Here is a 25,354-nt window from a genome sequence, read left to right as displayed (position 1 = left end):
TTACTCCTCGCGTAACAGCTCGACGTAGCGGCGGGTAACCGCCGCCAAATCCTGCCCTTCCAGGGGGAACTCAATGCCGCGCGGGACATCGTTGGGCAGCGTTTTTAGCAGCGCCAGCCAGCGCGGATCGGCTGCATCAGGTGGTACGGCGCGGTAGCTGTCGCGATGTGCAACTGCGGCTTTGACATGGATATACCCAACGGTTGACGCCAGGTTCTGCGCCGCCTGTTCCGGGGAGTCGCCCACCCACAGCCAGTTGCCCATATCGAAGGTTAAAGATATCGGCAGGTTTTGCGCCTGACAGGCTTCGTTAAAGCGCTGCATCGGCTGCAGGCGTCCGCAGTCGGTCTGATCGTTCTCGACAACCAGCTCCATTCCGCTGTTGTCCAGCCATTGGCGTAGAACGTTGAACTGTTCGGTATGGGAAAAATGGCCGAGGGAGACTTTTAACCACAGTGCCTGCAAGGCCTGCGCTTCCTCAAGTAGTTCTGGAAGACGGGGGTTGAGGTTACCGTCCTCAAGGAACAACGGTTCAGGCGCAGAGTAACAGGCCAGCAGGCCGAAGATTTCGATCGCAGAGGCCATCGTTGACAGCGTTTTCAGCTCGGCCTCGGTTAATAGCTCGCGGCGGATTTCGACGCCGTCAGCACCGGCTTCAGCGATGATGGGCAGCATTGCCGTTTGCCCGCCTGCGGCCCGTACCTGGTCGTGACCGTAAGCGGCTGTGACCACCATAATTTTTCTTTTCATGGAAACTCCAGACTAGCGTTCTTGTTATAACGCTAGATGGAACCGGTTCCAAAGAAAAGCCCATGATGTCGAATTTATGATCACCATCACGAAGGTAATTTAACGGGCGGTAGAGCCTCGCACGATCAGCTCGCCGGAGAAGACCTGTTCCTGAATGGCAGCGGAGCCGCCATCAATCCGGCGCACAACCTGCTCAACGGCGGTGTAACCAATCTGCCAGGTGGGTTGTTTCAACGTGGTAATACCAACGCCCGCCAGCTCTGCCCATTCCAGTTCGTCAAAGCCGAGTAAGCCAATGTCGCTCCCCCAGTTGAGGCCAATGCGTTTCAGGGCGCGGGCTACTTGTAGCGTGAGGGCACCGTTGGCAGAGATAACGGCTTTGCGCATGCCACGATGCTGCTGGTGAAACTGGCGCAGGGTGTCGTCCAGTTGCGTATTGTCCGTGAGCGGGACTTCGGCATTTTGCGCGATAACGCCGGGGTATTGCGCGAGCGTGGCGCGAAAAGCGCTCAGGCGTTCGCGGCGGGTATTCACCATGCCGAGTGGTTCGCTGAGGAACAGGATGGCTTCAAAACCTTGTTCGACCAGATGTTCGGTGGCAACCGTTGCCGCCTGGGTGTTATCCAGCCCGACCATATCACAGGCGAAATCGGGAATTTTACGGTCAATCAGCACCATCGGCAGCGCAGACTGTTGCAGGCGGTTCAGCCCCTCTTCGCGCATTCCGACGGCGTTGACCACAATCCCTTCGACCTGGTAGCTGCGCAGCAGATCGAGATAATGCAGTTCCTGATCCACTTCGTTGTTGGTGTTACACACCAGCGGGGTAAAGCCTTTATCGCGGCAGGCGGCTTCAATACCACTTAGCACGTTGACGGAGTAGGGATTAGTAATATCGGCGATGATCAGGCCAATCAGGCGGGTACGACCGTGTTTCAGGCCTCTTGCCATCAGGCTGGGACGGTAGTCGAGATCGGCAATGGCTTGTTCAATGCGGGCCAGCAGCGCGTCGGAAAGCAGGTGCTTTTCACCGTTGAGATAACGTGAAATGCTGGTCTTGCCGGTTTTTGCAGCTTTCGCCACATCGCTGATGGTTGCCCGTGTTGATTTGCTCATCGCTGATTTCCCTGAATTTGGTGACAACACCTTAACGCGAAAATCAACGATGGCAAGTGCTTCATGCCGGATGGACGCGGACTGTCTCCATCCGGCACAAAACGTTACTGGATCGGGCTTAAGGTAATTTCTACGCGGCGGTTTTGCGCTTTACCTTCCGCTGTGCTGTTGCTGGCGATCGGATTTGCCGGGCCCATACCCTGAGTACGGATACGGTTAGCTGCGACCCCTTGAGTGATCAAGGCGCTGGCTACGGAGTCTGCGCGCTGCTGTGACAGACGCATATTCAGATCCTGGCTACCGGTGCTGTCGGTGAAGCCCAGCACGTTGACGGCGGTTTTATTGTACTCTTTCAGTACCATCGCCACGCCGGTCAGGGTGTTAGCACCCGCAGGCTTCAGGTTGGCACTGCTGCTGTCGAAGGTGACGTTGTTTGGCATGTTCAGAATGATGTTATCGCCACTGCGCGTCACGCTGACGCCCGTTCCCTGCATTTTTTCGCGCAGTTTCGCTTCCTGCACGTCCATGTAATAGCCGATACCACCGCCAACGGCCGCGCCAGCCGCTGCGCCAATCAGTGCGCCTTTGCCGCGATCTTTCTTCGAAGAAGAGAGTGCGCCAATGCCCGCGCCGACCAGAGAGCCAATACCTGCGCCAATGCCGGATTTACCCGCTTCGCGTTCGCCGGTGTAAGGGTTTGTTGTGCAGCCAGAAACCGCCAGGGCGCCGCTCACGATGGCAGCAATAACAAATACACGTTTCTTCATCTTAATTCCTTAATGACTTTTTCTTCTTTGCCACAGCGACCGTGGCGGTTGATTATGACGTGTGAACATGAAGAAAATTCCAGGGAAGACTCTGAAATTTGTAAGTAACATTGAACGGCATAATAAATAAGCCGTCACATCGCATTCAGGAGCGCCATCTTGGCTAATTCACCCGCACATTACTCGGTGTTAACCGCCGCCCACTGGGGACCAATCCTCGTCGACACTGATGGTGAGACGGTTTTCTCCTCGCGTGGCGCGCTGCCCACCGCTCATCCCAACTCTTTGCAAACCGTGGTGCGCGACCAGGTTCACAGTAAAACGCGGGTACGTTTTCCGATGGTGCGTAAAGGGTTTCTCGCCTCGCCGGAGAACCCACAGGGCGTACGTGGGCAGGATGAGTTTGTTCGCGTCAGTTGGGACGACGCGCTGAATCTTATCCATACGCAGCATAAACGCATCCGTGACAGCTACGGCCCGGCCTCAATTTTTGCCGGTTCGTACGGCTGGCGTTCCAACGGCGTGTTACACAAAGCGGCGACCCTGTTACAGCGTTATATGGCGCTGGCGGGCGGTTATACCGGGCATCTGGGGGATTACTCGACGGGGGCTGCGCAGGCGATCATGCCGTACGTGGTGGGCGGGAACGAAGTTTACCAGCAGCAAACCAGCTGGCCGGTGGTGCTGGAGAACAGCGAAGTGGTGGTGTTGTGGAGCGCCAATCCGCTCAACACTCTCAAGATTGCCTGGAACGCGTCCGATGAGCAGGGCCTCGCGTACTTTGAGGCATTGCGCGACAGCGGTAAACGGTTGATCTGTATCGATCCGATGCGATCGGAAAGCGTCGATTTCTTTGGCGATAAGATGGAATGGATTGCCCCGCATATGGGGACCGACGTAGCGCTGATGCTGGGCATCGCGCATACGCTGGTGGAAAACGGCTGGCATGACGAGGACTTTCTCGCCCGGTGTACCACCGGATATGACCGTTTTGCCGACTATCTGCTGGGTAAATCTGATGATGTTGCAAAAACGGCAGAATGGGCGGCAGATATTTGTGGCATTCCGGCGGCGAAGATACGCGAACTTGCGGCGATATTTCACCAAAATACCACCATGCTGATGGCCGGATGGGGAATGCAGCGCCAGCAGTATGGCGAGCAGAAACACTGGATGATTGTCACCCTGGCCGCCATGCTCGGACAAATCGGGACGCCAGGCGGCGGTTTTGGGCTGTCGTACCATTTTGCCAACGGCGGCAATCCAACGCGCCGGGCTGCGGTACTGGCTTCAATGCAGGGCAGCGTTAAAGGCGGCACCGACGCGGTAGATAAAATTCCGGTGGCACGAATTGTTGAAGCGCTGGAGAACCCCGGTGGTTTTTACCAGCACAACGGCATGGACCGTCATTTCCCGGACATCCGCATGCTGTGGTGGGCGGGCGGGGCTAACTTCACCCATCATCAGGACACTAACCGTTTAATTCGCGCCTGGCAGAAACCGGAGCTGGTGGTCATCTCGGAGTGTTTCTGGACCGCAGCAGCAAAGCATGCCGATATCGTGCTGCCAGCAACCACCTCCTTTGAGCGTAATGATTTGACCATGACCGGTGATTACAGCAACCAGCACCTGGTGCCGATGAAGCAGGTCGTACCGCCGCAGGACGAAGCGCGAAATGATTTTGATGTCTTTGCCGAGCTGAGTGAGCGCTGGGAAAAGGGCGGATATGAACGGTTCACCGAAGGTAAAAGCGAACTGGCGTGGCTGGAGACTTTTTACAATATTGCCGGGCAACGTGGGGCCAGTCAGCAGGTGACATTGCCGCCTTTCGCCGAGTTTTGGCAGCGCAACGCCCTGATCGAAATGCCGGAAAACGCCGCCAGCGCACAGTTTATCCGTTTTGCGGATTTTCGCCGCGACCCGCAGGCGCATCCGCTGAAAACGGACAGCGGAAAAATTGAAATCTACTCCGCGAGGATTGCAGGTTACGGTTACGCGGACTGCGGGGGGCACCCGATGTGGCTGGAGCCGGATGAGTGGTTCGGTAACGCCGAACCGGACCAGCTACAGCTGCTTTCCGCCCATCCGGCGCACCGTTTGCATAGTCAGCTTAACTACAGTGCGCTACGTGAGCAGTACGCGGTAGCGGATCGTGAGCCGATAACGATTCATCCGCAGGACGCCCACGCGCGCGGCATTGCGGATGGCGATACGGTCAGGGTGTGGAACCAGCGCGGGCAAGTTCTGGCGGGCGCGGTGGTGACGGCGGGTATTAAACCCGGCGTCATCTGTATTCATGAAGGCGCGTGGCCTGATTTGGATCTCGCAGCGAACGGTATTTGTAAAAATGGCGCCGTCAACGTGCTGACCAAAGATCTCCCCAGCTCGAAGTTGGGGAATGGCTGCGCGGGCAATACTGCGCTGGCGTGGCTTGAAAAATATAGCGGACCAATGTTGGCGCTTACGGCGTTTGATCCGCCTGCCAGCCCATAATCCACGTGGGGTGGTGAGTCTCTTCCTGCCATGCGCCGTCTTCAATGCGAAAACCCAGCGCATGGTAGAAGTTCACCGCTGATTGATTCTTCTGGTAGACCTCAAGGCTGAGTATCGAAAAGCGCTGCTGGACATGCTGCACCAGCGCTTTGCCGATCCCGCTTCTGATGGCGGCAGGTGCGACAAACAGCGCGCCGAGAAAGCGGTCATCAATCACGCTGGCAAAGCCTTTGAGCTCGCCTTCTTCTTCCCAAACCCAGGTTTGCGCGGCTGGCAGATAAACATCCCGCACCACGGATTCACTTTCGCGCCAGTAGCGCTCTTCGATAAACGGATGGGCATGGATTGTGCTTTCCATCCACAGCGCCAGAATTGACGGCAGATCTTCAGCCTTGGATTCACGAATCATGTTGTTCTCCCGGATAACAGATGCAGCTGGTGACATGGTCGTTGACCAGGCCGCACGCCTGCATAAAGGAGTAACAAATGGTGGTACCGACAAACTTAAATCCGCGTTTTTTTAACGCTTTAGACAGCGCGTCTGACGCAGGCGTGGAGGTAGGAATATCACTCAGGTTGGCGGCGCGAGTCACTTGCGGTTGGTTATCAACAAATGACCAGACGAATTCGCTAAACGACTCTCCGTTTTGCGCCATCGTCAGAAAAGCGCGAGCGTTGCCGATAATGGCCTGAATTTTTCCGCGATGACGAATAATGCCGGCATCCAGTACCAGCCTTTCCACATCCTCTTCGGTCATGGCCGCCACTTTTTCCGGATCAAAATGGTGGAAAGCGTGGCGATAATTTTCCCGTTTCTTGAGTACGGTAATCCACGATAACCCGGCCTGCTGACCTTCCAGGCAGATCATTTCGAACAGTTTATTACCATCAGTTTCGGGGACGCCCCATTCCTTGTCGTGGTAGGCAATGTAAAGTGGATCCTGGCTGACCCATCCGCAACGCTGCATATTCTTCCTCGCTGTTTTTACTGGCGTAAAAATTTCATTCGGCCCGCCTTGACGCGCCAGCTAAAAAGACAATATTTAATACAGGGCCTGATGGGCCCGATATCCTTCACACAATGACAATAATATCGCCGAATTCGGCTCTTTTCTGGAGTCGCGTTGATGATTATAAGAAACAGTAGTGGTCGCCAAAGGTTAACTCTGGCGAGCGTCGTAGTTTGTGCGCTGTCCATCAATACAGCATATGGCTGGCAACAAGAATATATCGTTGATGCTATGTCAGGGCATACGGCTGAACGTTATACATGGGACAGCGATCACCAACCACGTTATAACGACATTCTGGAAGAACGTATTCGTTCCACTCAGAACGTGGCGGGTCCCGTGGTGAATCTTGCGGATGAGACGCCTATGGATGCGACCAGCGGCATGAGTATGGGCTGGAACTTCCCGCTGTCCAGGCAGGTAACGACCGGTCCGGTCGCCGCACTGCATTATGACGGTTCAACCACATCTACTTACAACGAATTTGGCGACAGCGCGACGTCGGTAACGCAGAACGATCCGCTGTGGCATGCCAGCGTGAGCTCGTTGGGCTGGCGAGTCAATTCGCAGTTCGGTGATGTGCGACCGTGGGCGCAAATCAGCTATAACCAGCAGTTTGGCGAGAATATCTGGAAGGCGCAGTCGGGTCTCAGCCGCATGTCAGCAGCGGGTCAGGACGGTAACTGGGTGGATGTCACCGTCGGTGCGGATATGCTGTTGAACCCGCACATGGCGGCTTACGCAGCGCTTTCGCAGGCTGAAAACAGCACCAACAACAGCGACTATATGTACACCATGGGAGTGAGCGCCAAATTTTAACGTAAGTAATCAGCACATAAACATCTTGATTACATGTTGAGATCAACAATCACACGCACTCCAGCGATAGCGTGTACTAACTCATGCGATAAAATTCAGTAACCCGACTTTTTGTCTCGTCATTCATTCCACATTCCAGGCATTTCATTCCGTCCTGGCGGCATTTCATGCCGTTTTCTCCTGCTCATAAAAGCGCTTCGGTATGGTTGTTGGCAGAGAATTTCCCATTTTGTTTATGCAGGAAGACTGCCATGAAAACTTCTGATTATCAGCGTACCCGCTGGCTGACACTGATCGGCACCATCATTACCCAATTTGCCTTAGGTTCTGTTTATACCTGGAGCCTGTTTAACGGTGCGCTCTCTTCTAAGCTTGATGCGCCGGTGAGTCAGGTTGCCTTTTCCTTTGGCCTGCTGAGCCTCGGACTGGCAATTTCTTCTTCCGTCGCCGGGAAACTGCAGGAACGTTTTGGCGTGAAACGCGTCACCATGGCCTCCGGTATTTTACTGGGTGTCGGCTTCTTCTTAACCGCCCACTCTGACAGCCTGATTATGCTGTGGCTGAGCGCCGGTGTATTGGTCGGTCTGGCGGATGGAGCAGGCTACCTGTTAACACTTTCCAACTGTGTAAAATGGTTCCCTGAGCGTAAAGGGCTGATTTCCGCCTTTGCCATCGGTTCTTACGGTCTTGGCAGCCTCGGTTTTAAATTCATCGACAGCCAACTGTTGAGCACTGTGGGTCTGGAAAAAACCTTCATGATTTGGGGCGCGATTGTGCTGGTGATGATCGTATTTGGCTCCACGCTGATGAAAGACGCGCCGAATCAGGAAGTGAAAACGAAAAATGGCGTGGTTGAGAATGACTACACCCTGGCGCAGTCCATGCGTAAACCGCAGTACTGGATGCTGGCAGTGATGTTCCTGACGGCGTGTATGAGTGGGCTGTATGTGATTGGCGTGGCGAAAGATATTGCACAAAGCCTGGCGCATATGGATGTGGCAACGGCGGCAAATGCGGTTACCGTCATTTCTATCGCTAACCTGTCCGGTCGTCTGGTTCTGGGGATTCTGTCCGACAAAATCTCTCGTATTCGCGTTATCACCATTGGGCAGGTCGTTTCGCTGGTCGGTATGGCGGCACTGCTGTTCGCCCCGCTGAATGATGTGACCTTCTTTGCGGCGATTGCCTGTGTAGCATTTAACTTTGGCGGTACCATCACCGTGTTCCCGTCACTGGTGAGCGAGTTCTTCGGTTTGAACAACCTGGCTAAAAACTACGGTGTCATTTACTTAGGTTTCGGTATCGGCAGCATTTGTGGTTCCATTATCGCCTCGCTGTTCGGCGGTTTCTATGTGACCTTCTGCGTTATCTTTGCGCTGTTAATCATCTCACTGGCACTCTCCACCACCATCCGCCAGCCACAGCGTAGCGTATATACCGAGGCGCACGCCTAAACCTATTAGTAGTCTGATTAATACCTGGCGCATATATTTACAAAAATATATGCGCCATTTGCATTCTCCATAAGCACTTTTTCACCCTCCTGTGGTCTACTTACCCGCGCCCGTAGACATTTCACCTCTGCTGTTGTCGCATTTTCCCCTGCCTGGTCTGTTTGACTACTGCACAGGGTGTTTTTATCCCGATTCCCAGGGTTTGTTTGCATGAGATACATTAAGTCGATGACGCAGCAGAAACTCAGTTTCCTGCTGGCAATCTATATCGGTTTGTTTATGAACTGTGCTGTATTTTTCCGGCGCTTTAGCGGATATGCACACGAGTTTACCGTCTGGAAAGGACTCTCTGCGGTTGTTGAATTAGCCGGCACTGTGCTGGTAACCTTCTTTTTACTACGGCTTCTCTCTTTATTTGGTCGGCGCGCCTGGCGTGTCCTGACAACCTTAGTGGTGCTGTGTTCTGCCGGTGCCAGCTATTACATGACCTTCCTGAATGTGGTAATTGGTTACGGTATTATTGCCTCCGTAATGACCACGGATATTGATTTATCGAAAGAAGTTGTTGGCTGGCATTTTGTCGTGTGGCTGGTTTCGGTCAGCATTTTACCGTTGGTTCTGATTTGGAGTAATCGCTGCCGCTATACCCTGATGAAACAGATCCGTACGCCTGGCATGAGATGGCGTAGCGTGGCGGTGGTATTGTTGGCTGGCTTGATGGTATGGGCGCCGATTCGCCTGCTGAGCATGCAACAGAGAAGCGTTGAGCGAGCAACGGGAATCGATTTACCCAGCTATGGCGGGGTAGTGGCGAATTCCTATCTGCCGTCAAACTGGCTCTCCGCGCTGGGTCTGTACGCCTGGGCACAGGTGGATGAATCCTCAGACAACAAATCGTTGATGAACCCGGCGAAGAAGTTTACCTATGTTGCCCCCAAAAACCTCGACGACACCTATGTGGTCTTTATTATCGGCGAAACGACCCGCTGGGATCATATGGGGATTTTTGGCTATGAGCGTAATACCACGCCAAGGCTCGCCCAGGAGAAAAATCTGGCCGCCTTCCGTGGATATTCCTGTGATACGGCAACAAAACTATCGCTGCGTTGTATGTTCGTGCGTGAGGGTGGGGCAGAAGAAAACCCGCAGCGTACTCTGAAAGAACAAAACGTCTTCTCCGTGCTCGGCCAGTTAGGGTTCAAGACCGATCTTTACGCGATGCAAAGCGAGATGTGGTTCTACAGTAACACCATGGCGGAGAACATCGCCTATCGTGAGCAGATTGGTGCAGAGCCGCGCAACCGTGGCAAGAACGTTGACGATATGCTGTTGATTACCGAGATGCAGCAGTCTCTACAAAATAATGAAGATGGTGGCAAGCATCTGATTATTCTGCATACCAAGGGCTCGCATTTTAACTACACCCAGCGCTACACCCGCGAATATGCGCAGTGGAAGCCGGAATGTGTCAATGTTGATAGTGGCTGCTCGAAGGCCCAGATGATCAACTCATTCGATAACTCGGTAACCTATGTTGATCACTTTATTACCAAAGTGTTTGATCAACTACGCGATAAGAAAGCGATCGTGTTCTACGCCGCCGATCACGGTGAGTCGATTAACGAGCGCGAGCACCTGCACGGTACGCCGCGTAAAATGGCGCCACCTGAGCAGTTCCGCGTTCCTATGATGGTGTGGATGTCTGACAAGTATCTGGAAGACCCCGACCATGCGAAGGCGTTTGCACACCTTAAGCAAGAAGCTGATATGAAGGTGCCGCGTCGTCATGTTGAACTGTACGACACCATTTTGGGTTGCCTCGGTTATACCTCGCCAAATGGTGGTATTAACGAGAATAACAACTGGTGCCGTATCCCGGACGCGAATAAGGCTACAGCCCAGTAACTGAGCTGCTGACTTTCTCACCGATCAAATGGCATTTTGATACTAAGGGATTGACGGGCGCGCAGCTGAGCAGTAAGATGCGCCCCGCATTCGGTGATTGGCGCAGCCTGGTAGCGCACTTCGTTCGGGACGAAGGGGTCGGAGGTTCGAATCCTCTATCACCGACCAAATTTAAAAAGCCCGCTCTCTGAGCGGGCTTTTTGCATTTGTGGCTTTTGTAGGCCTGATAAGCGAAGCGCCATCAGGCAAAACATCACGCTATAACAGACATTGCCGGATGCGGCGCAAGCGCCTTATCCGGCCTACAGGCGAAGCGCCATCAGGCAAAACATCACGCTATAACAGACACTGCCGGATGGCGGCGCAAGCGCTTTATCCGGCCTACAGGCGAAGCGCTGGCAGGGCGTATTTTTGTTTTTCCGACCCCATGTTTGACCTTCATTTTATCTGCAAAAATTGTGCACCACTTCCCACTGACTGTTAACGATTCTGTGACATATTCCATTGCCTTTTTTTATATTTGCTTGAAACTTTTTTTGCGCTACTTATGGCTGAAGCTGGCATTTTACGCTGTGCGCTTTAACGTTCATGGTATTAATCGCTCAGATATGCAGCATTAATTTAGAAAGTTTGAATAAATTGCATAAATGTTAATCACCAAATGTTGCGAAATATGAAGATGTTTATTCTGGCATAGTGCGCGTAGCACAAATTTCCCTGCTGAAAATGTCCTTCCGCACTTTTTTTAATCTTTGTTTGTGAATTCTCACCGTTGGCGTAAATCACGGTGACCTGTATTGACGTTTTCACATTCTGTTGACAGATTGTAGGGTATGAGGGGCATTTCATGGAGAATCCGCACTGCAACTCAGTCGCTTATGTGAACGGAATCCCCATCCTCTTAACGCCGACCCGGCCGGGTAAAAAACAAAAAAGGCCAGGCGGTGCAAACCCACTGCAAAGGGTAAAACAACAAACATCACATTTGGAGCAGAAGAATGAGTATTTCCTTGAAGAAGTCAGGGATGCTGAAGCTTGGTCTGAGCCTGGTGGCTATGACCGTCGCAGCAAGCGTACAGGCTAAAACTCTGGTTTATTGTTCAGAAGGATCTCCTGAAGGCTTTAACCCGCAGCTTTTCACCTCTGGCACCACCTATGATGCCAGCTCCGTACCGATCTATAACCGCCTGGTTGAGTTCAAAACCGGTACGACTGAAGTGATCCCGGGCCTTGCTGAGAAGTGGGAAATCAGCGAAGACGGCAAAACCTACACCTTCCACCTGCGTCAGGGCGTGAAGTGGCAGGACAACAAAGAATTTAAACCGACGCGCGATTTTAACGCCGATGACGTGGTGTTCTCTTTCGATCGTCAAAAAAATGCCCAGAACCCGTACCATAAAGTCTCTGGCGGCAGCTATGAATACTTCGAAGGGATGGGTCTGCCGGATCTGATCTCCGAAGTGAAAAAAGTGGACGATAAAACCGTTCAGTTCGTGCTGACTCGCCCGGAAGCGCCGTTCCTGGCTGACCTAGCGATGGACTTCGCTTCTATTCTTTCCAAAGAATATGCTGACAACATGCTGAAAGCCGGTTCTCCGGAGAAAGTGGATCTGAACCCAATTGGTACCGGTCCGTTCCAGCTGCAGCAGTACCAGAAAGACTCCCGTATTCTGTATAAAGCATTCGAAGGTTACTGGGGCACCAAGCCGCAGATCGACCGTCTGGTCTTCTCCATTACGCCTGACGCTTCCGTGCGTTACGCCAAACTGCAGAAAAACGAGTGCCAGGTGATGCCGTACCCGAACCCGGCAGACATCGCGCGCATGAAGCAGGATAAAAACATCAACCTGATGGAACAGGCGGGTCTGAACGTTGGCTACCTCTCTTTCAACACCGAGAAGAAACCGTTTGATGACGTGAAAGTCCGTCAGGCGCTGACCTACGCGGTAAACAAAGAAGCGATCATCAAAGCGGTTTATCAGGGCGCTGGCGTTGCCGCGAAAAACCTGATCCCGCCGACCATGTGGGGCTATAACGATGACGTTAAAGACTACACCTACGATCCTGAGAAGGCCAAAGCGCTGCTGAAGGAAGCTGGTCAGGACAAAGGCTTTACCGTTGAGCTGTGGGCTATGCCGGTACAGCGTCCATATAACCCGAACGCACGTCGTATGGCAGAAATGGTTCAGGCTGACTGGGCGAAAATTGGCGTTCAGGCCAAGATTGTGACCTACGAGTGGGGCGAGTATCTGAAACGCGCCAAAGCGGGTGAACATCAGGCGGTGATGATGGGCTGGACCGGCGACAACGGGGATCCGGACAACTTCTTCGCCACCTTGTTCAGCTGTGCGGCAGCGAAAGACGGTTCCAACTACTCTCGCTGGTGCTACAAGCCGTTTGAAGACCTGATCCAGCCGGCGCGTGCGACCGACGATCACAACAAACGTATTGAACTGTACAAGCAAGCTCAGGTTGTTATGCACGACCAGGCTCCGGCTCTGATTGTTGCTCACTCCACCGTGTACGAACCAGTGCGTAAAGAAGTGAAAGGCTATGTGGTTGATCCATTAGGCAAACACCACTTCGAAAACGTCTCTGTCGAATAATTAAAAGCAATTAAGGAAGCGCTGCGCCCCGGTGATGTGTAGGCCGGATAAGCGCAGCGCCCTCCGGCGTAATGCTTTACCCGCGATGCAGTTTGCGTGGGATAAGATTTGTGAGCAATACAGACTCACGGTTCCAGGCCGTGCGTCATTAGAGAGAATCCGGGTTATGTTGCAGTTCATTCTCCGACGTTTGGGACTCGTCATCCCCACGTTTATCGGTATCACTCTTCTCACCTTTGCCTTCGTCCATATGATCCCCGGCGATCCGGTTATGATCATGGCGGGTGAACGTGGGATCTCCCCTGAGCGTCATGCTCAACTGTTGGCTGAACTCGGTCTGGATAAGCCGATGTGGCAGCAGTACCTCCACTATATCTGGGGGGTTATGCATGGTGATTTAGGTATCTCACTGAAAAGCCGCTTACCGGTGTGGGAAGAGTTCGTACCTCGCTTCAAAGCAACGCTGGAACTCGGCGTCTGCGCGATGATTTTCGCCGTCGCAGTGGGTATCCCGGTGGGTGTACTTGCTGCCGTTAAGCGCGGCTCCATTTTCGATCATACCGCCGTTGGCCTGGCGCTGACCGGTTACTCCATGCCGATTTTCTGGTGGGGCATGATGCTGATCATGCTGGTTTCCGTGCAGTGGAACCTGACGCCAGTTTCCGGGCGGGTGAGCGACATGGTGTTCCTTGATGATTCCAATCCGCTGACCGGTTTTATGCTGATCGACACCGCCATCTGGGGTGAAGAGGGCAACTTTATCGATGCGTTGGCGCATATGGTCCTGCCTGCGATGGTGCTGGGTACCATTCCTCTGGCGGTCATTGTGCGTATGACCCGTTCATCGATGCTGGAAGTGCTGGGTGAAGATTACATCCGTACCGCGCGCGCCAAAGGCCTGACCCGTATGCGCGTCATCATTATTCACGCTCTGCGTAACGCGATGCTGCCCGTGGTGACCGTTATCGGCCTGCAGGTTGGTACGTTGCTGGCCGGGGCGATCCTGACCGAGACCATCTTCTCGTGGCCGGGACTGGGGCGCTGGCTGATCGATGCGCTGCAACGCCGCGATTATCCGGTGGTGCAGGGCGGGGTGCTGCTGGTCGCGACGATGATTATCCTCGTCAACCTGCTGGTAGACCTGCTGTACGGCGTGGTGAACCCGCGTATTCGGCATAAGAAGTAAGGGGCCATCATGTCACAGGTTACTGAAAATAAAGTTATTGCTGCACCGGTGCCGATGACTCCGTTGCAGGAGTTCTGGCACTATTTTAAACGCAACAAAGGTGCGGTTGTTGGGCTGGTGTACGTTGTGGTGATGATCCTGATTGCGGTCTTTGCCAACGTCCTCGCACCCTACAACCCGGCAGACCAGTTCCGCGATACGCTGCTGGCTCCTCCCGCGTGGCAGGAAGGCGGTACCATGGCGCATCTGTTTGGTACTGATGATGTAGGCCGCGACGTGCTGTCCCGCCTGATGTACGGTGCGCGTCTGTCGCTGTTGGTCGGCTGTCTGGTGGTAGTTCTCTCCCTGCTGATGGGCGTGGTTCTTGGGCTGATCGCCGGTTACTTTGGCGGGATTGTCGATAACGTCATCATGCGTGTGGTCGATATCATGCTGGCATTGCCGAGCCTGTTGCTGGCGCTGGTGCTGGTGGCGGTATTTGGCCCCTCGATTGGCAACGCCGCGCTGGCGCTGACGTTCGTGGCATTGCCGCACTATGTCCGTTTGACGCGCGCCGCTGTGCTGGTGGAAGTTAACCGAGACTACGTCACTGCATCTCGCGTGGCGGGAGCCGGCGCGATGCGCCAGATGTTCGTCAACATTCTTCCTAACTGTCTTGCGCCGCTGATTGTTCAGGCGTCGCTTGGCTTCTCTAACGCCATTCTCGATATGGCTGCCCTCGGCTTCCTGGGGATGGGCGCACAGCCGCCTACGCCGGAATGGGGCACCATGCTCTCTGACGTTCTGCAGTTTGCCCAAAGCGCCTGGTGGGTCGTGACCTTCCCGGGGCTGGCGATCCTGTTGACGGTGCTGGCATTTAACCTGATGGGTGACGGTCTGCGTGACGCGCTCGATCCCAAACTGAAGCAGTAAGAGGTTCGAGATGGCGTTATTAAATGTAGATAAATTATCGGTGCATTTCGGCGACGTAGGTTCCGAATTCCGCGCCGTAGACCGCATTAGCTACAGTGTGAATCAGGGTGAAGTGGTTGGCATTGTAGGAGAGTCCGGCTCTGGTAAGTCCGTCAGTTCGCTGGCGATTATGGGACTGATTGACTACCCAGGCCGCGTTATGGCCGAAAATCTGGAGTTTAATGGTCGCGACCTGAAGCGCATTTCTGAGAAAGAGCGTCGCCAGTTAGTGGGCGCGGAAGTGGCGATGATCTTCCAGGACCCGATGACCAGCCTTAATCCCTGCTATACCGTCGGCTACCAGATTATGGAAGCCATCAAGGTGCACCAGGGCGGCAACAAAAAAACGCGTATTCAGCGGGCAATTGACCTGCTGACGCTGGTGGGGATCCCCGATCCGGCCTCGCGTCTGGATGTCTATCCGCACCAGTTGTCCGGTGGAATGAGCCAGCGCGTGATGATCGCGATGGCGATAGCCTGTCGTCCGAAGCTGCTGATTGCCGACGAACCGACAACGGCGCTGGATGTGACTATTCAGGCGCAGATCATCGAGCTACTGCTGGAATTGCAGCAAAAAGAGAACATGGCGCTGGTCTTAATCACCCACGATCTGGCGCTGGTGGCTGAAGCGGCACACAAAATCATCGTGATGTACGCCGGTCAGGTGGTAGAAACCGGAGCCGCGCAGGATATTTTCCGCGCGCCGCGTCATCCTTACACCCAGGCGCTACTCCGCGCGCTGCCGGAGTTTGCTCAGGACAAAGCGCGTCTGGCCTCACTGCCGGGCGTGGTTCCCGGTAAATATGACCGCCCGAGCGGTTGTTTGCTGAACCCGCGCTGTCCCTATGCGACCGACAAATGCCGCGCTGAAGAACCTGAGCTGAACCTGCTGGAAGGCGGTCGTCAGTCGAAATGCCACTACCCACTTGATGATGCCGGGAGGCCTGGGCTATGAGTACGCAAAAGGCCGCTTTGCCACAGCCGCTGTTGCAGGCTATTGATCTGAAAAAACACTACCCGGTGAAAAAGGGTATGTTCGCCCCGGAGCGCCTGGTGAAAGCGCTGGACGGCGTCTCCTTTACCTTAGAGCGTGGTAAAACGCTGGCGGTGGTAGGCGAGTCGGGCTGTGGGAAATCCACCCTTGGCCGCCTGCTGACGATGATTGAAGTCCCGACCGGCGGTGAGCTGTATTACCAGGGACAGGATCTGCTTAAGCACGACCCGCAGGCGCAAAAGCTGCGTCGGCAGAAAATCCAGATTGTATTCCAGAACCCGTACGGTTCCCTGAACCCGCGTAAAAAAGTGGGACAGATTCTGGAAGAGCCGCTGCTGATCAACTCCACGCTCAGCAAAGAGGAGCGTCGTGAAAAAGCATTGGCGATGATGGCGAAAGTGGGGCTGAAAACCGAGCACTACGACCGCTATCCGCATATGTTCTCCGGCGGACAGCGTCAGCGTATTGCCATCGCTCGCGGTCTGATGCTTGACCCGGACGTGGTGATTGCCGATGAACCGGTCTCAGCGCTGGACGTTTCGGTGCGTGCGCAGGTGCTGAATCTGATGATGGATTTGCAGCAGGAACTGGGGCTGTCATACGTCTTTATCTCGCACGACCTGTCGGTTGTCGAGCACATTGCCGATGAAGTGATGGTGATGTATTTAGGCCGCTGTGTGGAGAAAGGGACGAAGGACCAAATCTTCAATAATCCGCGTCATCCGTACACGCAAGCGCTGCTCTCCGCAACACCGCGCCTGAACCCGGACGATCGCCGTGAGCGTATCAAGCTGACCGGTGAACTGCCAAGCCCGCTGAATCCGCCGCCGGGCTGTGCGTTCAACGCCCGCTGCCGTCGTCGCTTTGGTCCGTGTACCCAGCTTCAACCGCAGTTGAAAGATTACGGCGGTCAACTGGTAGCTTGTTTTGCCGTTGATCAGGATGAAAACCCACAGCAATAAACCTGGGTTATGACCCGATAACCGGAGCCTTGTGCTCCGGTTTTTTTATATTTTCTCTTTACGTCCACAATGTGAGTCCTTTGGCAGAACATTATTCCACAGCGTCTAGAATGTAGTCAGATTTCCTCTAGTCACAGAAATATCTATTTCGCAGTTGCTAACTATCAGGAGCAAATGTGGTCACGATACGCTGGGATATTAAAACAATTGATCGTCTGTCGATGGTTGAGGATGTCCTGAAGGAATTTTCCTGCTGTGATATCAATATCATCTCCATGAAAGTGACGCCTGGGCGGATCCTGATTAAATCCTGGTGCCGCCAGCTACAGGATATTTCCTGTGTGCAATCCTGTTTAAGCCAGCGCGCCGATATTATTCATGTCGCTTACCTCTGTGAGGAGATAAGCGAGCTGTCAACGCCGGAGCCGGAACGCCCGCGCTATTTCTCTGACATTATTTGCAGCAGCCAGAGCATGCACGCGCTTATCGAAAAGGCGATAAAAATTGCCGACAGCAAATATACCGTTCTGATCCGTGGCGATACGGGGACTGGTAAAGAGCTACTGGCCCGGGCTATCCATAATTCCGGGCAGCGACGTTTTTATCCGTTTATTCCGGTCAACTGCTCTGCGCTACCTGAGTCGCTAATGGAGAGTGAATTCTTTGGCTATGAGAAAGGGGCTTTCAGCGGCGCGGATTGTAAAGGCAAAAAAGGGCTGTTTGAAATGGCCGATAAAGGCACCCTTTTTCTCGATGAGTTTGGCGAAATGTCGCTGAGCTTACAGGCTAAACTCCTGCGCGTGCTTCAGGATGGCGGGATTCGGCGCGTTGGCGGGGCACATATTATTCCGGTCAATGTGCGCATTATTGTGGCAACCAATGCCAATCTGGAAGAGATGGTGGAACAACGTCTGCTGCGCGCCGATCTCTATTACCGCATCAACGTGCTTTCACTGACCATCCCACCTTTGCGCGAGCGCCCACAGGATATCAGCCTGCTGATTCGCCACTTTGTGCAGAAATACGCGAAGGAATTCCAGCGGCGGATCATTCTGGATAAAGCCTGTTTTGATGCCCTGCACCATCACACCTGGCCGGGAAACGTGCGCGAACTGGAAAATACCATTATTCGCCTGATGCTGATGGCGGAATCCGATGTTATTACGCGGGAAGAATTAGGGATGGTGAATTTGCCTGCCGTTGAGCGGGGCGCGACAGAACGTCCTTTTAAAGAGCAGGTTCTGTGTGCTGAACGCCAGCTCATTGAACAGATGGTGGAAGATAATGTGTCGTCACGGCATATTGCCAAAGCGCTGGGCGTGTCGCACACCACGGTGCTGAATAAAATTCGCGGCTATCAGCTGGAGAGTGTGGGTTAAGCGCCGCCAGCGTCTGACGGCGCGATATACGTGGGTTATTCAATCAGCTTCAATAAGGGCGACAGGCACAGCAGAATTCCGTACAGCAGGATCAACCAGGTTTTCAGCCCGCGTAGTTTTTCCAGTTGCGTTACTTTATAGATCAGGAAGAACGGAATAATACACGACACAATCCCGTAAAGCGGACTACCTAGCTGGAAGAATACCAGTACCGATACGCGAAATGACACCCAAATGACCAGAGTGATAACAATAAAGGTGCAAATACCCAGCGTGAGTACTAACGGATTAATTTTCTCAACGTCAATGACGCGGCTCAGAACGTTGAGAATAATACCTTTGATCGCCTCGTGGAATCCCAGATAAATACCAAAGAACGCGGTTAATACGGCGAAGATATTTAATACTGTTGAGGTGATATGAATAATCTGCCCAGGAATGACCTGAGCCGCCAGTGCCAGTGCGGAAATATTTTGTTCGAAAGCCGAAACGGCCTCTTCATGGCTAATAGAAAAGGTAAAAGAGAAGGAGAAAAACAGAATGACAGCAATCAGAGTAATGTAACTGATGCGATGCGTACGGATTGCCATACGCGTAGCCAGCACCCGGTCCGTCACCCGTTTGCGGTAGGCGATGTTCATTGGGTTCAACACCTGAATAAACACCGCTGAGAAGAAGCAGAACGGGATGGTTAGCAGTACATCACGAAAGAAAACAGATGCTTCAGGGAAGGCGCTGATATTAGCGAAGTTCCAGTGCGGAACCATCGCAAAACCAAATACGATGATGATACCTACTTTGACCACCACCATCGGACCGGAGATTTTGAACAGCAGCTTTTCTCCCCCGGAAGCAATGGCGACCAGCACGGCAAAAATGGCCACTTTATAGATTATCGACTGCGAAAGATCGGCCTCGGTCAAGCCGAAGGTTTTGATATATGAGGCGCTGTCAAAAACCACGGATAAGGAATAAATAAATATGCCGTGAATAATCATCAGAAAATAGATGACGCCAAGAAATACGCCCCAGTTTTTTCCAAGGTAATGACTTATAATATCCGTGTAGTCATTGCAGGTTTCGCTTTCTGATAATGTTTTTAAATAAATATCCTGCACAATATAAGTTGCCGGATAAGCAATAATAAAGGCAACGATAAATACCCAAATGCCTGTTAAGCCAATTTGTACCGGCATCAGTACCGTTCCGGCACCAATGGCCATGCCGATGCACAGTAATACCCAGCCAAAATCGTATTTCGTAAACGGTATTTTTTTTGAGAATGGTACGGCGGTTGCTGTATTGTTGCTTAATTGTAATGTGTTGTCCTGCATAGAACCCCCTGCCCAAAATACACGTTCTCCCCGAAAGAGGATCACGCGTATTGCCAGACTGTTGTGCCTTGATTCTCAACAACCTGAACCGAACGGCGTCGGTTCAGGCCATATTGGTCAGAATGTTGCCTTTCTGATGGCGTGTTCAAGGTCGTTAATAATATCTTCTGGATCTTCAAGACCCACAGAAAGACGGATAAGCCCGTCGGTAATACCTGCTTTAAGCCGTTCCTCAGGTGCAACGGGCGAATGTGTCATAGACGCTGGGTGCTGAATGAGGGTTTCGGTATCACCGAGACTGACCGCGAGGAGGCACAATTCTACAGAATTGATCATCTGCCTACCAGCCTCGAGGCCGCCGGCGATTTCGAAGCTGATAATTCCACCTGGCAGGCTCATTTGCCGCTGGCCCAGCTCATACTGCGGATGCGAAGTCAGGCCAGGATAATACACCCGAGTAATGGATGGATGCCCTTCGAGGAAGCGGGCGATTTTCAGCGCATTTTCACAGTGACGTTCCATACGAATGCCCAGCGTTTTAACGCCGCGCAGTGTTAACCACGCATTGAAAGGACTCATGCAGCCGCCGGTGATATCTTTCAGGCCTACAAACCGCGCCTGGTCGATAAACTCCTGCTTACCAACAATGATACCCCCAATCACATCCCCGTGACCGTTGATATATTTGGTGACGCTGTGAACCACAATATCCGCGCCCAGTTGCAAAGGCTGCTGACAGTACGGCGACATAAAGGTGTTATCCACCACCAGCAATGCGCCCTGTTGATGGGCGATACCAGCCACCGTTTCAATGTCGACCAGCGACAGCGTTGGGTTGGCGGGCGTTTCGATATACACAACTTTGGTTTCTGATCGCATGGCGGCGCGGATTTCTTCAGGCTTTGCCGCGTCGACAAAGCTGACTTTAATCCCAAACTTCGGCATGCTGTGCGACAAAAACGCGTGGGTGCAGCCGTAAATCGCGCTGGCGGAAACGATATGGTCACCCTGCTGGCAAAGCGTCAACAGCGTTGTGGTGATAGCAGAAATACCGGACGCGGTTGCCAACCCGGCTTCACCTCTTTCCAGTACAGCCAGCTTTTTCTCCAGCGCATCGGTGGTGGGGTTACCCAAGCGGGTGTAAATGTACCCGGACTCTTCGAGCGCAAAGCGGGCGGCACCTTGTTCGGCGCTGTCAAAAACAAACGTTGAGGTCTGGAAAATAGGCGTACTAAGCGCGCCAGTTGAAGGGTCGGGTTGTTGCCCCGCGTGAACGATCTGGGTGTTGAATCCGTAAGTACGACAGTCAGACATGATATCTCCTTTAATTCGGAACAGAACAGCTCACAGTCAAATAGCAATCGCTGTGCCAGAAAATGAACTGATAGATATCAATGCGTTATGTTTTTGTCTGAACTAATGGTCGGCAGGAATGTTGCCAACTGGAAAGAATCTTTCCAGCGTGCTGGTGAGAAAATGGGTGAATTGCGAGGCGCTACGCAGAGCGCAATATTGCGCAGTGATATGGCAAGTGGGCTGCCGTAGAATCAGCGGCAAGCCGGGAATTCCCGGTGAGGCGCAATGTTGCGGGGGCTTGATCCCCGGCGGCATCGGTTGCTGGAAAGAGAAAACCCCCGCACGTTGTTCGGTATAAACCAGGCAACAAGACGGGGGCTAACTTGACTCCAGACAAGTTAAGGATAGCCGCGAACAGTTGCCATTGCAACACAGGCGGCTATATGACGCTCGCACAGTTAGGCGTGGCCTTCTGGCACGATTTAGCGGCTCCAATCATCGCTGGCACCATTGCCAGCCTGATTGTGAGCTGGCTGCGTAACAGGAAGTAATGCGCTTTGTAGGCGTCTGCCTGCCGTGATGGCAACATGCGCCCGAACCAGGCCGCAGGGGGCGACCTTGCGGCCTTTTTCGGCTTAAATGCAGATAAATCTCGTCGCCAGGTGCCTATCCTGTCGCGATAATGCACGCTGGGAAGTTTTCAGATACCGCCTCTCTTAATACCGCTACGATCGGGTATACTCTGACGGCAGTTTCGTCTATCCGTGGAGAGTCAGTTTGCGTGTCAGTCGCTCGTTAACAATTAAGCAGATGGCAATGGTTGCGGCCGTTGTTATGGTGTTCGTTTTTATTTTTTGCACCGTTTTGTTGTTCCATCTGGTCCAGCAAAACCGCTATAACACGGCTACGCAACTGGAAAGTATCGCTCGCTCCGTCCGTGAGCCTCTGTCGGACACTATCCTGAAAGGGGATATTCCCGAAGCGGAAGCCATTTTAAAAAGTATTCGGCCAGCGGGCGTGGTAAGTCGCGCCGATGTGGTGCTGCCCAATCAGTTTCAGGCGCTGCGGATGAGCTTTATCCCTGAACGCCCCGTTCCTGTTACGGTGACTCGCCTGTTTGAGCTTCCGGTACAAATTTCGCTGCCGATCTATTCCCTTGAGCGTTCAGCTAATCCGCAACCGCTGGCGTATCTGGTACTGCAGGCGGATTCGTACCGCATGTACAAATTCGTGATGAGTACGCTCTCGACGTTAGTGACCATTTACTTACTTTTGTCGTTAATATTGACCGTCGCCATCTCCTGGTGCATTAACCGCTTGATTGTGCACCCCTTACGTAAAATTGCCCGTGAGCTGAACGACATTCAACAGCAGGATCTGATTGGCTATCAACTGGCATTGCCGCGTCTACATCAGGATGATGAGATTGGTATGCTGGTGCGTAGCTACAATCTTAATCAGCAGTTGATTCAGCGACATAGCGAAGAGCAAAGCGACTTTGCAATGCGTTTCCCGGTTTCCGAACTGCCCAATAAGTCGTTTTTAATGGGGCTGCTGGAGCAGGTTGTTACCCGCCAGCAGACGACGGCGCTGATGATTGTCACCTGCGAAACCCTACGTGACACCGCGGGGGTGTTAACCGAAACTCAGCGGGAAATCCTGCTGCTTACGCTGGTCGAAAAACTCAAGTCGGTATTAGCCCCCAGGATGGTGCTTTCCCAGGTGAGTGGCTATGACTTCGCCATCATCGCCCATGGTGTAAAAGAACCCTGGCACGCTATTACTTTAGGTCAGCAAGTACTCACTATCGTTAACGAGCGATTACCTATTCAGGGTATTCAACTGCGTCCTACCTGCAACATTGGGGTAGCAATGTTCTATGGTGATTTGACCGCAGAACAGCTTTACCGCCGCGCACTCTCGGCCGTGTTAACCTCGCGCCATAAGGGTAAAAATCAAATTCAGTTCTTTGATCCGTTACAGATGGAAGAGGCGCAGCAGCGTTTGACGGAAGAGAACGATATTCTCAGCGCGCTGGATAACCAGCAGTTCGCGCTTTGGATGCAGCCGCAGGTGGAAATGTCCAGCGGCAAGGTATTGAGCGCAGAAGCATTATTGCGGATGCAGCAGCCGGACGGAAGCTGGGAGCTGCCCGAAGGGTTAATCGACAGGATTGAGTCCTGTGGTCTGATGGTGACGGTTGGTTACTGGGTGCTGGAAGAGACATGCCGCCAGCTGTCAGCCTGGCAGAAGCGTGGCGTGATGCTGCCGCTATCGGTGAATTTGTCCGCACTACAGCTGATGCACCCGAGTATGGTCTCGGACCTGCTGGAGTTGTTAAACCGCTATCGCATCAAGCCTGGCACGTTGATCCTGGAAGTGACTGAAAGTCGACATATCGATGATCCCCACGCCGCGGTGGCCATTTTGCGCCCATTGCGTAATGCGGGAGTACGTATCGCACTGGATGACTTTGGCATGGGGTATGCGGGCCTGCGACAGTTGCAGCACATGAAGTCGCTACCGGTGGATGTCCTCAAAATCGATAAGATGTTTGTCGACGGGGTACCTGAAGATTGCAGCATGATCTCCGCCATCATTCAGTTGGCCCACAGCCTTAATTTGCAGATGATCGCCGAAGGTGTCGAAACCGAAGCGCAGCGTGAATGGCTATCACAAGCCGGGGTGGAAGTGGCACAAGGGTTCCTGTTTGCCCGACCGGTTCCGGCAAATATCTTCGAAGAACGTTATCTGGCGCCGGAAAGCGCTGATTACAAAAGTTAAAAAAGGTCTCGCTTGTGCGAGCCAGCTCAAAATTTTTAACATTTTTGTATCAATTATGATCCAGGTACATTTCTGTCAAGTTGTGTGGGTGTTACCTTAAGGCCGCAGGTTAAACAAAACCTTACAAGACCTGTGGTTTTTACTTTAAGGACACCCTATGAAAACCTCTATATTCAAAAGCCTTTACTTTCAGGTCCTGACAGCGATTGCCATAGGTATTCTCCTTGGCCATTTCTACCCTGAATTAGGCGCCCAAATGAAGCCGCTTGGTGATGCTTTCGTTAAGCTCATCAAGATGGTCATCGCACCTGTCATCTTCTGTACTGTCGTTACCGGCATTGCAGGCATGGAAAGTATGAAAGCCGTAGGCCGCACTGGCGCGGTTGCACTGCTCTATTTTGAAATTGTTAGTACCATTGCGCTGATCATCGGCCTCATCATCGTCAACGTGGTGCAACCCGGTGCCGGGATGAACGTCGATCCGGCGACACTGGATGCCAAAGCGGTTGCAATGTACGCCGAACAGGCAAAAGACCAGGGGATCGTAGGTTTCCTGATGGATATTATCCCGGCGAGTGTCATTGGCGCGTTTGCCAGCGGTAACATCCTGCAGGTATTGCTGTTTGCGGTAATGTTTGGTTTTGCGCTGCATCGTCTGGGCAGCAAGGGCCAGATGATTTTCAACGTGATTGAAAGTTTCTCGCAGGTTATTTTCGGCATCATTAATATGATCATGCGCCTGGCGCCGATCGGTGCTTTCGGTGCTATGGCCTTTACCATCGGTAAATATGGCGTCGGAACGCTGGTGCAACTGGGTCAGCTAATCATCTGCTTCTACATCACCTGTATTCTGTTTGTGGTGCTGGTGCTGGGTTCAATTGCCCGCGCAACTGGCTTCAGTATCTTTAAATTCATCCGCTATATCCGTGAAGAACTGTTGATCGTTCTGGGGACTTCTTCTTCCGAGTCCGCGCTGCCGCGTATGCTCGATAAGATGGAAAAACTGGGCTGTCGGAAGTCGGTTGTCGGATTGGTTATACCCACGGGCTACTCGTTTAACCTTGATGGGACATCAATCTATCTGACAATGGCGGCGGTGTTTATCGCTCAGGCAACCAACAGCCACATGGATATCTTCCATCAGATAACCCTGCTGGTGGTGCTTCTGCTCTCCTCAAAAGGTGCAGCGGGTGTGACCGGGAGTGGCTTTATTGTTCTGGCCGCGACTATCTCTGCGGTGGGTCACTTGCCGGTTGCTGGTCTGGCGCTGATTCTTGGTATTGACCGCTTCATGTCTGAAGCCCGTGCGCTGACCAACCTGATTGGTAACGGTGTTGCAACTGTTGTTGTGGCTAAATGGGTGAAAGAATTGGATACCAAAAAGCTGGATGACACGTTGAATAATCGTGCGCCGGATGGCAAAACGCACGATTTATCCTCTTAATCTCGTCACTTATGCCCGTAGTCCCTTCCAGGACTGCGGGCGTTTGCGCATAATTACCCCCTGTGCCTGAAACCGTCGATTCGGCGGCTCGGGATTTTTTCACT

The 25,354-nt window shown here is 53.0% G+C and carries 21 protein-coding genes and 1 tRNA gene; 15 read left to right on the top strand and 7 right to left on the bottom strand.

The features are described 5' to 3' along the window. The 3 genes from OGY18_RS18960 to OGY18_RS18950 all read right to left on the bottom strand — a co-directional run bounded on the left by OGY18_RS18960 (window position 1) and on the right by OGY18_RS18950 (window position 2,633). Window positions 1–750, bottom strand: a complete 750-nt coding sequence (locus tag OGY18_RS18960) for a sugar phosphate isomerase/epimerase family protein (RefSeq protein WP_126317250.1) — start codon at window positions 748–750, stop codon at window positions 1–3. Window positions 751–849: 99 nt separating this feature from the next. After that, window positions 850–1,866 carry a LacI family DNA-binding transcriptional regulator gene (locus OGY18_RS18955; RefSeq protein ID WP_005133828.1) on the bottom strand — a complete coding sequence of 339 codons (1,017 nt, stop codon included), beginning with the start codon at window positions 1,864–1,866 and terminating at the stop codon, window positions 850–852. A gap of 104 nt (window positions 1,867–1,970) precedes the next feature. Further along, window positions 1,971–2,633, bottom strand: coding sequence for an OmpA family lipoprotein (locus OGY18_RS18950; protein ID WP_003827397.1), 663 nt, complete (start codon window positions 2,631–2,633; stop codon window positions 1,971–1,973). A 159-nt stretch (window positions 2,634–2,792) separates the two neighbouring features. Here OGY18_RS18950 and OGY18_RS18945 point away from each other — a divergent pair, with 159 nt between their 5' ends. Continuing rightward, the gene (locus tag OGY18_RS18945; RefSeq protein ID WP_286553992.1) at window positions 2,793–5,126 is read left to right on the top strand and encodes a molybdopterin guanine dinucleotide-containing S/N-oxide reductase; all 2,334 of its coding nucleotides are present in this window, start codon (window positions 2,793–2,795) and stop codon (window positions 5,124–5,126) included. Here OGY18_RS18945 and OGY18_RS18940 read toward each other — a convergent pair. Both OGY18_RS18940 and tag read right to left on the bottom strand, forming a co-directional pair. Beyond that, window positions 5,095–5,535, bottom strand: coding sequence for an N-acetyltransferase (locus OGY18_RS18940; protein ID WP_003827401.1), 441 nt, complete (start codon window positions 5,533–5,535; stop codon window positions 5,095–5,097). The genes OGY18_RS18945 and OGY18_RS18940 overlap by 32 nt on opposite strands. Further along, window positions 5,525–6,094, bottom strand: a complete 570-nt coding sequence (gene tag, locus OGY18_RS18935; protein ID WP_003827403.1) for a DNA-3-methyladenine glycosylase I — start codon at window positions 6,092–6,094, stop codon at window positions 5,525–5,527. The genes OGY18_RS18940 and tag overlap by 11 nt, the downstream gene beginning before the upstream one ends. A 159-nt stretch (window positions 6,095–6,253) precedes the next feature. Here tag and OGY18_RS18930 point away from each other — a divergent pair, with 159 nt between their 5' ends. The 11 genes from OGY18_RS18930 (at window position 6,254) to OGY18_RS18880 (ending at window position 18,392) form a co-directional block, all read left to right on the top strand. Further along, a complete protein-coding gene (locus OGY18_RS18930; RefSeq protein ID WP_003827405.1) occupies window positions 6,254–6,955 on the top strand; it encodes an autotransporter outer membrane beta-barrel domain-containing protein in 702 nt (233 codons plus the stop codon). Between the two features lie 251 nt (window positions 6,956–7,206). Then, window positions 7,207–8,409 (top strand): L-lactate MFS transporter, encoded by a 1,203-nt coding sequence (locus OGY18_RS18925; RefSeq protein ID WP_063941883.1) that lies wholly within the window; start codon window positions 7,207–7,209, stop codon window positions 8,407–8,409. A gap of 210 nt (window positions 8,410–8,619) precedes the next feature. Beyond that, window positions 8,620–10,314 (top strand): kdo(2)-lipid A phosphoethanolamine 7''-transferase, encoded by a 1,695-nt coding sequence (eptB, locus tag OGY18_RS18920; RefSeq protein WP_003827412.1) that lies wholly within the window; start codon window positions 8,620–8,622, stop codon window positions 10,312–10,314. A gap of 91 nt (window positions 10,315–10,405) precedes the next feature. Beyond that, a tRNA-Pro gene (locus OGY18_RS18915) sits at window positions 10,406–10,482 on the top strand. Window positions 10,483–11,161: 679 nt separating this feature from the next. After that, on the top strand, window positions 11,162–11,398 hold the full coding sequence (locus OGY18_RS18910; RefSeq protein WP_162604169.1) for a hypothetical protein: 237 nt from the start codon (window positions 11,162–11,164) through the stop codon (window positions 11,396–11,398). Further along, complete coding sequence (dppA, locus tag OGY18_RS18905; RefSeq protein WP_003827414.1) at window positions 11,313–12,920, top strand: dipeptide ABC transporter periplasmic-binding protein DppA; 1,608 nt, start codon at window positions 11,313–11,315, stop codon at window positions 12,918–12,920. Before OGY18_RS18910 ends, dppA begins: the two co-directional genes overlap by 86 nt. A gap of 166 nt (window positions 12,921–13,086) precedes the next feature. Further along, the gene (gene dppB / locus OGY18_RS18900; RefSeq protein ID WP_003837733.1) at window positions 13,087–14,106 is read left to right on the top strand and encodes a dipeptide ABC transporter permease DppB; all 1,020 of its coding nucleotides are present in this window, start codon (window positions 13,087–13,089) and stop codon (window positions 14,104–14,106) included. A gap of 9 nt (window positions 14,107–14,115) precedes the next feature. Continuing rightward, window positions 14,116–15,018 carry a dipeptide ABC transporter permease DppC gene (dppC, locus tag OGY18_RS18895; RefSeq protein WP_003024315.1) on the top strand — a complete coding sequence of 301 codons (903 nt, stop codon included), beginning with the start codon at window positions 14,116–14,118 and terminating at the stop codon, window positions 15,016–15,018. 10 nt (window positions 15,019–15,028) lie between these two features. After that, window positions 15,029–16,012 carry a dipeptide ABC transporter ATP-binding protein gene (dppD, locus tag OGY18_RS18890; protein WP_003024317.1) on the top strand — a complete coding sequence of 328 codons (984 nt, stop codon included), beginning with the start codon at window positions 15,029–15,031 and terminating at the stop codon, window positions 16,010–16,012. Further along, complete coding sequence (gene dppF / locus OGY18_RS18885; RefSeq protein ID WP_003827418.1) at window positions 16,009–17,013, top strand: dipeptide ABC transporter ATP-binding subunit DppF; 1,005 nt, start codon at window positions 16,009–16,011, stop codon at window positions 17,011–17,013. The genes dppD and dppF overlap by 4 nt, the downstream gene beginning before the upstream one ends. Before the next feature lie 176 nt (window positions 17,014–17,189). Continuing rightward, complete coding sequence (locus OGY18_RS18880) at window positions 17,190–18,392, top strand: sigma-54 interaction domain-containing protein (RefSeq protein ID WP_048215339.1); 1,203 nt, start codon at window positions 17,190–17,192, stop codon at window positions 18,390–18,392. A gap of 35 nt (window positions 18,393–18,427) precedes the next feature. On the opposite strand, the gene OGY18_RS18875 is transcribed toward OGY18_RS18880, so the two are convergent. Further along, window positions 18,428–19,726, bottom strand: a complete 1,299-nt coding sequence (locus OGY18_RS18875) for an aromatic amino acid transport family protein (RefSeq protein WP_003827423.1) — start codon at window positions 19,724–19,726, stop codon at window positions 18,428–18,430. Window positions 19,727–19,843: 117 nt separating this feature from the next. Next, on the bottom strand, window positions 19,844–21,040 hold the full coding sequence (gene megL / locus OGY18_RS18870; RefSeq protein ID WP_286553985.1) for a methionine gamma-lyase: 1,197 nt from the start codon (window positions 21,038–21,040) through the stop codon (window positions 19,844–19,846). 425 nt (window positions 21,041–21,465) lie between these two features. Between megL and OGY18_RS18865 the strand changes: the two genes are divergently transcribed. The 3 genes from OGY18_RS18865 (at window position 21,466) to dctA (ending at window position 25,250) form a co-directional block, all read left to right on the top strand. Beyond that, on the top strand, window positions 21,466–21,573 hold the full coding sequence (locus tag OGY18_RS18865) for a type I toxin-antitoxin system toxin Ldr family protein (RefSeq protein ID WP_003827426.1): 108 nt from the start codon (window positions 21,466–21,468) through the stop codon (window positions 21,571–21,573). 226 nt (window positions 21,574–21,799) lie between these two features. Further along, a complete protein-coding gene (hmsP, locus tag OGY18_RS18860; RefSeq protein WP_286553982.1) occupies window positions 21,800–23,806 on the top strand; it encodes a biofilm formation regulator HmsP in 2,007 nt (668 codons plus the stop codon). Window positions 23,807–23,963: 157 nt separating this feature from the next. Beyond that, window positions 23,964–25,250 carry a C4-dicarboxylate transporter DctC gene (dctA, locus tag OGY18_RS18855; RefSeq protein ID WP_003827429.1) on the top strand — a complete coding sequence of 429 codons (1,287 nt, stop codon included), beginning with the start codon at window positions 23,964–23,966 and terminating at the stop codon, window positions 25,248–25,250. The last annotated feature ends 104 nt before the right edge of the window (window positions 25,251–25,354 follow it).

Source organism: Citrobacter sp. Cpo142 (genome assembly GCF_030332425.1).
Taxonomy (GTDB): domain Bacteria; phylum Pseudomonadota; class Gammaproteobacteria; order Enterobacterales; family Enterobacteriaceae; genus Citrobacter; species Citrobacter portucalensis.
The sequence above is the reverse complement of the archived record's forward strand: the minus strand, read 5'-3'. Positions and strand labels throughout refer to the sequence as shown.